The sequence below is a fragment of the Curvibacter lanceolatus ATCC 14669 genome (assembly GCF_000381265.1).
Lineage (GTDB): Bacteria > Pseudomonadota > Gammaproteobacteria > Burkholderiales > Burkholderiaceae_C > Curvibacter > Curvibacter lanceolatus.
In genome coordinates this window covers 1-10,424 of the sequence record NZ_KB906297.1, presented here as the reverse complement: position 1 = coordinate 10,424, position 10,424 = coordinate 1, and the positions used below count along the sequence as shown (strand labels likewise).

The window sequence follows — 10,424 nt, the reverse complement described above, 5'->3', positions numbered from 1 at the left end:
GCACTCACGACGCAGCTGCTGCAGCGCATCGAGCAAGACGCCCTACGGGCCGATCAGGCAAGCCAGGCCATTGCGCTGCGCGATGCAAAGATCGACAAGCTCAGCTTCGAGCTGGCTCAGCTGCGTCGCATCCGCTTTGGCGTGAAGAGCGAGCAACTTGACGCCCAGCAGCGCCCCTTGTTTGAAGAAGCCGTGCAGGCCGACATCGCGGCACTGGAAGAAGAACTGGCCGAGTTGAAGGCCGCCCCTCAAGCTGCTGAGGCGCCCAAGCAAATCCCCAAACGCCAGGCTTTGCCGCCCGAGCTGCCCCGCATCAGCATCGCCCACGAACCTGCAGCCACGGTGTGCACCACACCTGGCTGTGGCTGCCAGCTCAAGCGCATCGGTGAAGACATCAGCGAGAAGCTGGACTACACACCCGGCGTGTTCACCGTGCAGCGCCATGTGCGCGGCAAGTGGGCCTGCGGCCAATGCCAGACGCTGATCCAGGCGCCTGTGCCCGCCGAGGTCATCGACAAGGGCATCCCCACCTCCGGCTTGCTGGCCCAGGTGCTGGTGGCCAAGTACGCCGATCACCTGCCGCTGTACCGCCAGGAGGCCATCTTTGCGCGAGCGGGCTTTGGCATTGCACGCTCCACACTGGCCTCTTGGGTGGGCGTTTGCGGTGTGCGCCTGCAACCCGTGGTCGATGCACTCAAAGCCGAGATGCTGCAATGCGCCGTCTTGCAAGCCGACGAGACCCCGGTGGCCACCTTGGCGCCTGGCACGGGCAAGACCCATCGCTCCTACCTGTGGGCCTATGCGGCGGGCGAGTTTGAAACCCTCAAGGCGGTGGTCTACGACTTCGCCCCCAGCCGGGCTGGGGAACATGCCCGCCGCTTCCTGGGCGACTGGCAAGGCAGCCTCGTGTGTGATGACTTTGCCGGCTACAAGGCCAGCTTCCACCAAGGCGTGATCGAGGTGGGCTGCATGGCCCACGCGCGGCGCAAGTTTGTCGAACTGCACCTGGCCAACAAGAGCAGCATCGCCGCTACGGCCATCGACTTGATCGGGCAGCTCTACGGCATTGAGCGAGAGCTCAAAGACAAGCCCTCGCAGATCCGACAAATGCAGCGCCAGGCGCTGTCCAAACCCATCGCAGACAAACTGCACGAGTGGCTGACGCTGCACCGCATCAAAGTACCTGATGGCAGCGCCACGGCCAAAGCCATCGATTACAGCCTCAACCGCTGGGAAGCGCTCACGCGCTTCTTGGCAGACCCGGCCTTGCCCATCGACAACAACCACGACGAACAGCAGATACGGCCCTGGGCAACCGGTCGAAAAAACTGGTTGTTTGCGGGCACCCAACTGGCAGGCCAAAGAGCAGCGGCCATCATGAGCCTGATCCAGAGCGCCAAACTCAACGGGCTTGACCCGTACGAGTACCTGCGCGACGTGCTGACCCGACTGCCCACACACAAGGCCAGTCGGATTGCGGAGTTACTGCCCCACAAGTGGGCTGGTGTACGCGAAGGCTGAATTCAAGAGAGAAATTGAAGTGGACTCATGTCCGCGCTGATTGGCGTGGACATGAATATCCTATGGCACCGGTGTTGAATAGATGACTTGGCCGGCTGCTTACGAACCGATCACCCTCGTGTCAACGCTGGCACAGCCCACAGACTGGTCGACCGGCACGGTGCTGCCCCCATTTGGGTCTACCGCCATGTAGTTGGTTATACGGCCCGTCGTGTTCGGTACAGTGGTTGCGTACGTAAAGCTGGCTGTGCCATTGACCGCCAGGCCCGCACTCAGCGTGACGGTGCAGCTGAAGGGCGAGGTGTAGGTGGCACAGTTCACAGTACTGACACCCTTGCCGGGTGTCACGCCGGCCACCGTCACGCCTGCGGGCAGTGCGTCCTTCACCGTGGCGCTGAGGCCGCTGGTACTGCCGCCGATGTTGGTCAGGGTGATCGTGTCGGTGAAGGTCCAGGGCCCGCCGGCTGTCGTGAGCACATCAAATGACAACACGCAACTTGCCCCAGCCGCCAAGGTAGCGTCTGTCATCGAAAGAGACGCGCTTCTAGGGCTCCACGCCGTGCGCGCACCGGGCCGTGATCGCTCGCAGCGGACCCGGCTGTTCATGGCCCACCTGCGCGCGGCCATCGGTGCGCCGGCCTGGTTGGATCAGATGCCGGCGCCTGCCGAGCAAGGTTCGGACCAGGCATTCACCTGCCCGGCCTGAACGGCTCAATCGCCCATGGTCGCTGCAGGAAACAGCGGCAGGCTGCGCACGCGCTGGCGGGTCAGCGCGTACAAGGCATTGGCCAGCGCGGGCGCCAAGGTGGGTACACCCAGTTCACCCACGCCCCCCATGGGCTTGCTGCGGTCAGTGCTGGTCGGGCGTGGAATGATCTGAACATCCACGCGGGGCATCTGCTTTGGCCGGATCACCGGGTTGGTGTTGAAGTTGCGGCGCTGGGCGGCGCCGTTCACAAAGGTCTGCTGGCCATACAGGGTGGCATTCAGGCCATGCACCACGCCGCCGGTGATCTGAGCTTCGATGTTGCCGGGGTTGACGGGCAGATAGCAGTCGATCACCACACTCACACGCCGGATGCTGAACGAGGTGCTGCTGCTGCCGCTGACCTCGACCACCATGGCCACGATGCTGTTGAAGGCCGTGCCGATGGCGATGCCGCGCGCCGTGCCGGCTGCCGTGGGTGCGCTCCAGGTGCCCAGTGTCGCTGCCGCATCCAGCACCGCCAGCCAGCGCGCATCGGTGATGCGGTTGCGCCGGAACTGGTAGGGGTCCAGCTTGCAGGCCCAGGCCAGCTCGTCGATCATCGACTCGACGGCAAAGGTGTTGATCGAGGCCCCCACCGAGCGCCAGTAACCCACCGGGATGGGGGCGGTGTGGTTGACCCATTCCACCCGCCGCGCGCCCATCACGTAGGGGTCGTCTCAGAAAACGGAAAATAAAGCACGCTAAGGCGGTTGCAGCGGTCGAAGCGGCCTGAACTTGCCCGCGCCGATCTTGGCGCTGCTGCGCCAGAGGTAATCGCCGGTCAAATTGACGTGTTCCCAGCCGAGTGGCGACAGGTACTGCAACAGCGAGTCATCTACGGCGTGGCCGTTGCCTCGCAGCGCATGCGCTGCCCGCTCCAGATAGACCGTGTTCCACAACACGACAGCTGCCGTCACCAGGTTGAGGCCACTGGCCCGGTAGCGCTGCTGCTCGAAACTGCGGTCGCGGATTTCGCCAAGCCGGTTGAAAAACACGGCGCGGGCCAGCGCATTGCGCGCTTCGCCCTTGTTCAGCCCAGCATGCACGCGGCGGCGCAGCTCGACGCTTTGCAGCCAATCCAGAATGAACAGCGTGCGCTCGATGCGGCCCAGTTCGCGCAACGCCACGGCCAGGCCGTTCTGGCGCGGATAGCTGCCGAGTTTGCGCAGCATCAGTGAGGCCGTCACCGTACCCTGCTTGATCGAGGTGGCCAGCCGCAAGATTTCATCCCAATGGGCGCGGACGTGCTTGATGTTGAGCGTGCCTCCGATCATCGGCTTGAGCGCGTCATAGGCGGTATCACCCTTGGGAATATAGAGCTTGGTGTCGCCCAGGTCGCGGATGCGCGGCGCGAAGCGGAAGCCCAGCAGGTGCATCAGCGCAAAGACGTGATCGGTGAAGCCCGCCGTGTCGGTGTAGTGTTCCTCGATACGCAGGTCGGATTCGTGGTACAGCAGGCCGTCGAGCACATAGGTCGAGTCACGCACGCCGACATTGACCACCTTGGTGTGGAACGGCGCGTACTGGTCGGAGATGTGGGTGTAGAAAGTCCGTCCTGGGCTGCTTCCATACTTCGGGTTGATATGCCCCGTGCTCTCGGCCTTGCTGCCGGTTCGGAAGTTCTGCCCATCCGACGATGACGTAGTGCCGTCGCCCCAGTGCTCGGCGAACGGATGGCGGAATTGCGCATTGACTAGCTCGGCCAGCGCCGTCGAATAGGTTTCGTCGCGGATGTGCCAGGCTTGCAGCCAGGCGAGCTTGGCGTAGGTCGTGCCGGGACAGGACTCGGCCATCTTGGTCAGGCCCAGGTTGATCGCGTCGGCCAGGATGGTGGTCAGCAGCAGGTTCTTGTCCTTGGCTAAGTCGCCAGATTTTAGGTGCGCGAAGTGCCGGGTGAAGCCTGTCCACTCATCGACTTCGAGTAGCAGTTCGGTGATCTTGACATGCGGCAGGATCGTTGCTGTTTGGTCGATCAGAGCCTGTGCGGTGTCGGGCACCGCCGCATCGAGCGGCGTGATCTTCAAGCCCGACTCGGTGATGATGGCGTCGGGCAGGTCGTTGGCCGCCGCCATGCGGTTGACGGTGGCGAGCTGCGTTTCCAGCAGCGTCAGCCGTTCGCGCAGGTACTGGTCGCAATCGGTGGCTACGGCCAGCGGCAATTCGCTGGACTGCTTGAGGCTGGCGAACTTCGCGGATGGCACCAGGTAGTCCTCGAAATCCTTGAACTGGCGCGAACCCTGCACCCAGATGTCGCCTGAGCGCAGCGAGTTCTTCAACTCCGACAGCGCGCACAGCTCATAGTAGCGCCGGTCGATGCCGGCGTCGGTCATGACCAGCTTCTGCCAACGCGGCTTGATGAAGTCGGTCGGCGCATCGGCGGGCACCTTGCGGGTGTTGTCGGTGTTCATACCGCGTAGCACGTCGATGGCGTCGAGTACGTTCTTGGCGGCGGGCGCAGCCCGTAACTTGAGCACGGTGAGGAATTCCGGCGCGTAGCGGCGCAAGGTGGCGTAGCTCTCACCGATGCGGTGCAGGAAATCGAAGTCATCGGGCTGAGCGAGCTTCTGCGCCTCGGTGACGCTCTCGGCGAAGTCATCCCAGGACATGACGGCTTCGATGGCGGCGAAGGGATCGCGGCCCGATTGCTTGGCGTCGATCAGCGCCTGGCCAATGCGCCCGTACAGGCGCACCTTGGCATTGATCGCCTTGCCGGACGCCTGGAACTGCTGCTGATGCTTGTTCTTGGCGGCGTTGAAGAACTTGCCCAGGATGCGGTCATGCAGGTCGATGATTTCGTCGGTGACGGTGGCCATGCCCTCGATGGCCAGCGCCACGAGTGTGGCATAGCGTCGCTGCGGCTCGAACTTGGCCAGGTCGGCGGGCGTCATTTGGCCACCCTCGCGGGCGATCTTGAGCAGCCGGTTCTGGTGCACCGAGCGCTCGATGCCGACAGGCATATCGAGTGCCTGCCAGGCTTTGAGACGTTCGATGTGTTCGAGCATGTGGCGCGAATTCGGTTTGGCGGGCGACTGGCGCAGCCAGGCCAGCCAAGTCGTCTTGCCGTTGTCGCGGCGTTTCAGCAGGTCGTCGAGGCGATGCCGGTGCCCGTTCGACAACGGCTCGGACAGGGCCTCGTAGATGCGCCGGTTGGCGCGAGTGATCGCCTCGGTACTCGCGCGCTCGATAGCGTTGAGCGCGGGCAGAATGATGGACTGCCGCCGCAGATGTTCGATCAAAGCTTCGGCCAGCACGACGCCCTTGTCGGTCTGCATGGCCAGCTCGGTCAGCGTATGCACAGCCTGCCGGTAGTGGCTCATCGTGAAGGGCTGGAAGCCGAACACGGTTTGCAGCTCGACCAGGTGCTCGCGCCGGGTCTGCTCCCGCTGCCCGTACTCGTCCCAGCTTTCGATGCTGACCTTGAGCTGGTCAGCGACCAGCTTCAGTAGCGGCAGGAACGGCGGCTGATCTACGCCAAGAATGATGCCGGGGAAGCGCAGGTAACAAAGCTGAACTGCAAAGCCCAAACGGTTTGCAGGCCCGCGCCGCTGTCGGATGATCGAGAGGTCGGTATCGCTGAATGTGTAATGTCGGATCAGATCGTCCTTGGAGTCCGGCAACGCCAGCAGGCTTTCCCGCTCGGCGGCGGACAGGATTGAACGACGTGGCATGTTTACTGATCCGCTCTCAAGTATTGATACAGGGTCTCGCGGCTGATTCCGAATTCGCGAGCCAGCTTGGTCTTTTGCTCGCCTGCATCGGCGCGTTGGCGAAGTTCGGCTACGCGCTCAGGTGACAGGGATTTCTTTCTGCCACGGTAGGCTCCGCGTTGCTTGGCGAGGGAAATACCCTCGCGCTGCCGCTCGCGGATCAGGGCGCGCTCGAACTCGGCAAACGCGCCCATCACCGACAGCATCAAGTTCGCCATCGGCGAGTCCTCGCCGGTGAAGGTCAGGCTTTCCTTGACGAACTCGATGCGCACGCCGCGTTTGGTCAGCTTTTGAACGAGGCGGCGCAAGTCGTCGAGGTTGCGCGCAAGGCGATCCATGCTATGCACGACCACGGTGTCGCCCTCGCGCACAAAGGACAGCAGCGCATCGAGTTCCGGGCGCTGCGTGTCTTTGCCTGACGCCTTGTCGGTGAACACCTTGCCGACTTCGACGTGTTCAAGTTGCCGCTCCGGGTTCTGGTCGAAGCTGCTGACCCGGACATAGCCGATGCGTTGACCCTGCAAGTTGCCTCCCAAGACGAGAATGTCAGGAAGAAATCTATGACCTTTCGCGGTATATGTCAATAAATAACACAATCGACTCTATTCTGACGTTTCGAGATGGGCTATCCTGACATCAGGTGTCATTTTCAGAAGACGACTGCACGGAATATCAGAAGTCAGCCGCACGACCTTCTCCGATGCCAATTAGGCAGGCCGCTCACGAATCCAAAATCGCAGGCCAATGTCGGCGTGCGAAACAACTCATGCTATGCGTTGCATCCCGGATGATTGCAATCTGATAAACCTTGCAAGATGCCACATGCCTCTATTCGTCGAGCGCCCGAGCATTTTTCACGCAGCGAGAGCAAGTGCCGCTTCAATTGCAACAGCGCTTCGACGCGATCTTCGGTCTGACGAATATGGGCATCCAGTAGTGTATTGACGTCGCCGCAGTCCTGAGCAGGGTTATCTCGTAGGCCCAGCAGTATCCTGATTTCGCTCAGCGTCATGTCAAGCGAACGGCAATGACGAATGAACTGCAAACGCTCGATGTGCACATCGCTGTACAACCGAAAGTTGCCACCGCTTCGCGCTGGCTTTGGCAGCAGCCCTTCCTTTTCGTAGTAGCGGATGGTCACGACCTCGCACCCAGAGCGCTTGGCTAGATCGCCAATTCTGATTTCCATGCCTCAATCTCCATTTATCACTTGACTCTATAGTAACTATAGAGTTTTTAATGGAGGTTGTACAGAAGATTTGAAGGAGTTATCCATGAGTGAATGCGCTTCAAAGGCGTGTGGCTGCTCGGCTGGGCCGATCATGCAACCCACGACACAAGCCCCGCCGACAACCGGATCGGCTCAAGCGGTGTACCGCATCGAGAACATGGATTGCCCCACGGAAGAGGCGCTGATCCGAGGCAAGCTGGTTGGGCTGGCGGGTGTGGTTGGTCTTGAGTTCAACCTGATGCAGCGTACCTTGACCGTGCAGCACGAATTGCCTTCGCTGTCTCCCGTTGAACAGGCACTGAAGGCCATCGGCATGCAAGCTGTGCGCATGGATGAGGCGTCGGCTGGGCAGACAACCAAGCTGTCCATTGCCAAGATGGATTGTCCGACAGAGGAAGCATTGATCCGCAACAAGCTCGGCACCGTGGCCGGGGTTACCGGTCTCGATTTCAACCTGATGCAGCGCACGTTGTCGGTACGCCATGCTGACGGGGTTCTGCCGGATGTGCTTGTGGCACTACAAGCGCTCGGATTCGAGGCGCAGGTCGAGGACAAGGCCATGGCCGCGTCGCCATCGGCGTCCCCTGTGACAACGCAGACCAACTGGTGGCCACTCGGTATTTCCCTCATCGCCGCATCAGCGGCCGAAGCGGTCTACTGGTTCCACAACGGCAATCATTGGTCGGTCGTCATTCTGGCGCTTGTAGCGGTCTTGACGGGAGGCCTGTCCACCTACAAGAAGGGCTGGATCGCGCTCAAGAACCGTAACCTCAACATGAACGCCCTGATGTCCATTGCTGTCACAGGTGCCATGTTCATCGGCCACTGGCCCGAAGCTGCGATGGTGATGGTGCTCTTCGCGCTGGCCGAGGTGATCGAGGCCAAGTCATTGGATCGCGCCCGCAACGCCATCCGTGGACTGCTCGACCTGACCCCGGAGCAGGCCACGGTGCAACAGCCTGACGGCACCTGGCGAGAGGCAAGCGCCAAGCAAATCGCCATTGGCAGCCGAGTCCGGGTCAGACCGGGTGAGCGCATCGCGCTCGATGGCGAGGTGCTAGACGGACGCTCCACGGTCAACCAAGCCCCGATCACGGGCGAAAGCCTCCCGGTCGAGAAGTCCCCCGGCGATCCGGTGTTTGCGGGCACGATCAACGAATCCGGTTCCTTCGAGTACCGCGTTTCCTCCTTGGCCAGCAACTCCACTTTGGCCCGCATCATTCACGCGGTAGAGGCTGCACAAGGTAGCCGTGCGCCGACCCAGCGTTTTGTCGATCAGTTCGCCCGTTGGTACACGCCTCTCGTGTTCGCCCTAGCCATCGCCGTCGCACTGCTGCCCCCGCTTTTCATGGGCGCGGCATGGATGGACTGGATTTACCGTGCACTGGTTCTGCTGGTGGTTGCCTGCCCATGCGCCTTGGTGATCTCCACGCCGGTCAGCATCGTCAGCGGCTTGGCCGCCGCTGCCCGCCACGGCATTCTCGTTAAGGGCGGTGTCTATCTGGAAGAAGGCCGCAAGCTGCGCTGGCTGGCTCTGGACAAGACCGGCACAATCACGCACGGCAAGCCTGCTCAGACCGATTTTGTCGCATGGGGTCATGCACTCGCCTCGGATAGCCGCAGCATCGCTGCCAGTCTGGCGGCCCGCTCAGACCATCCGGTATCCAAAGCGGTGGCGCAGGCTGCGCAGCGGGATGGGGTTGCCTTGCTCGACGTGGCCGAGTTCAGCGCGCTGCCCGGTCGAGGTGTGCAAGGCCAAATCGACGGGGAGACCTACCATCTGGGCAACCACCGGATGCTGGAAGAGCTGGGGCAGTGCACACCAGAGCTGGAGCAGCGCATCGCAGCGCTGGAAACCGCAGGCAAGACCGTCGTGATGCTGGTGGGCGCAAAAGGGGTACATGGCTTATTCGCCGTTGCGGACACCATCAAGGACAGCAGCAAGAGAGCCATCGCCGAGCTGCATGCTCTGGGCATCAACACCGTGATGTTGACCGGCGATAACCCCCACACGGCACAGGCCATCGCCGCACAAGCCGGCATTGACCGCGCGCAAGGCAACCAACTGCCCGACGACAAACTGCGCGAAGTGGAGCAATTGTCCAGAAACGGCAAGGTTGGCATGGTCGGTGATGGCATCAACGACGCACCGGCCTTGGCGCGTGCGGACATTGGCTTTGCAATGGGAGCGGCGGGCACAGATACCGCTATTGAAACCGCCGACGTGGCCCTGATGGACGATGACCTGCGCAAGATTCCGACCTTCGTGCGCCTGTCGCGTGCGACAGCACAGGTGCTGATGCAAAACATTGTGCTGGCCCTTGGCATCAAGGCGGTATTTTTGGTGCTCACCTTCACGGGTCACGCGACCATGTGGATGGCTGTGTTCGCCGATATGGGTGCCAGCTTGCTTGTTGTCGGCAACGGCTTGAGGTTGTTGCGCCGATGAGCTGGAAACTCTTTCTCTATGACTGGGGTGGCCTGAACATCGCGTTGTTTCAAGCCATCAACACAGGCACGCCCGCCACGCTGAAACCACTGGCATGGTTCTTTGGCCTCGTGGGAAGTTACTGGACAGCGCCGCTGATGCTGTTGGGTCTGTGGTGGTGGTCGAAATCGGCTACAAACCCGGCGCGTGGTACGGCCGTTCGGCATCGCCTTATTGGTTTTAGCGCGGCCTTCTTGCTGGCGTTATTGGTCGCCACCGCCTTGAAGCTATGGTTCGACTTTCCACGCCCGCCTGCCGTCCTTGGCGACCTGGCGCGCGTCATCGGGGACAAAGAGCTTCACTACAGCCTGCCCAGCGGGCATGCCACCTATGCCGCGATGGTGGTCGGCGCGCTCTGGCCTTTGATGGGCCGCCGTGGTCGTCTCAGTTTAATGCTGTACGCCACATTGGTCGGCTGGTCGCGCATCGCGGCCGGAATGCACTTTCCGGCCGATGTGTTGGCGGGGTGGACGCTGGGATGGAGCTGCACGGCACTCGCCGGGTGGTTGCTGCCGTTGGCCGCCCCTGTGTGGCAATCGGCCCGCCGCACATCGGCTTGGGTCTGGTTCACCGTGGCCGCCAGTGCTGTCATGACCGATCAGCTCACGAAGTTCGCCATCATCCGCACGTTTGCCTACGGTGAGCAAGTCGAAATCACCCCGTTTTTCAACCTCGTTCATGTCCTGAATCCGGGTGCGGCATTCAGCTTTTTGGCGAACGCTGGTGGCT

Annotated in this window: 8 protein-coding genes; 3 read left to right on the top strand and 5 right to left on the bottom strand. The window is 61.8% G+C overall.

Features of this window, described 5'->3' with window-relative positions; genetic code table 11:
• A partial coding sequence (gene tnpC, locus F624_RS0131380) for an IS66 family transposase (protein WP_019578325.1) occupies positions 1-1,521 on the top strand: 1,521 nt, incomplete at its 5' end.
• Positions 1,522-1,620: 99 nt separating this feature from the next.
• On the opposite strand, the gene F624_RS35265 is transcribed toward tnpC, so the two are convergent.
• The 5 genes from F624_RS35265 to cadR form a co-directional block, all read right to left on the bottom strand.
• Positions 1,621-2,013 carry a DUF11 domain-containing protein gene (locus tag F624_RS35265; protein ID WP_169426743.1) on the bottom strand — a complete coding sequence of 131 codons (393 nt, stop codon included), beginning with the start codon at positions 2,011-2,013 and terminating at the stop codon, positions 1,621-1,623.
• Between the two features lie 219 nt (positions 2,014-2,232).
• Positions 2,233-2,934, bottom strand: a complete 702-nt coding sequence (locus tag F624_RS0131365; RefSeq protein WP_157443734.1) for a molybdopterin cofactor-binding domain-containing protein — start codon at positions 2,932-2,934, stop codon at positions 2,233-2,235.
• Positions 2,935-2,970: 36 nt separating this feature from the next.
• The gene (locus F624_RS0131360; RefSeq protein WP_019578321.1) at positions 2,971-5,937 is read right to left on the bottom strand and encodes a Tn3 family transposase; all 2,967 of its coding nucleotides are present in this window, start codon (positions 5,935-5,937) and stop codon (positions 2,971-2,973) included.
• 2 nt (positions 5,938-5,939) lie between these two features.
• Complete coding sequence (locus F624_RS0131355) at positions 5,940-6,500, bottom strand: recombinase family protein (protein ID WP_031256930.1); 561 nt, start codon at positions 6,498-6,500, stop codon at positions 5,940-5,942.
• Positions 6,501-6,745: 245 nt separating this feature from the next.
• Positions 6,746-7,165, bottom strand: coding sequence for a Cd(II)/Pb(II)-responsive transcriptional regulator (cadR, locus tag F624_RS34545; protein ID WP_005303894.1), 420 nt, complete (start codon positions 7,163-7,165; stop codon positions 6,746-6,748).
• Positions 7,166-7,250: 85 nt separating this feature from the next.
• Between cadR and F624_RS0131345 the strand changes: the two genes are divergently transcribed.
• Together F624_RS0131345 and F624_RS0131340 are read left to right on the top strand one after the other, a co-directional pair.
• A complete protein-coding gene (locus F624_RS0131345) occupies positions 7,251-9,656 on the top strand; it encodes a heavy metal translocating P-type ATPase (RefSeq protein ID WP_005303896.1) in 2,406 nt (801 codons plus the stop codon).
• Positions 9,653-10,424: phosphatase PAP2 family protein (locus F624_RS0131340; RefSeq protein WP_019575415.1), on the top strand; the 772-nt coding region annotated here is incomplete at its 3' end. The genes F624_RS0131345 and F624_RS0131340, both read left to right, overlap by 4 nt.

What these genes read in the sequence shown, in the direction of transcription:
- F624_RS0131360 (WP_019578321.1), bottom strand. Translation starts at nt 5,937, where the DNA reads ATGCCACGTCGTTCAATCCTGTCCGCCGCCGAGCGGGAAAGCCTGCTG.
- cadR (WP_005303894.1), bottom strand. Translation starts at nt 7,165, where the DNA reads ATGGAAATCAGAATTGGCGATCTAGCCAAGCGCTCTGGGTGCGAGGTC.
- F624_RS0131345 (WP_005303896.1), top strand. Translation starts at nt 7,251, where the DNA reads ATGAGTGAATGCGCTTCAAAGGCGTGTGGCTGCTCGGCTGGGCCGATC.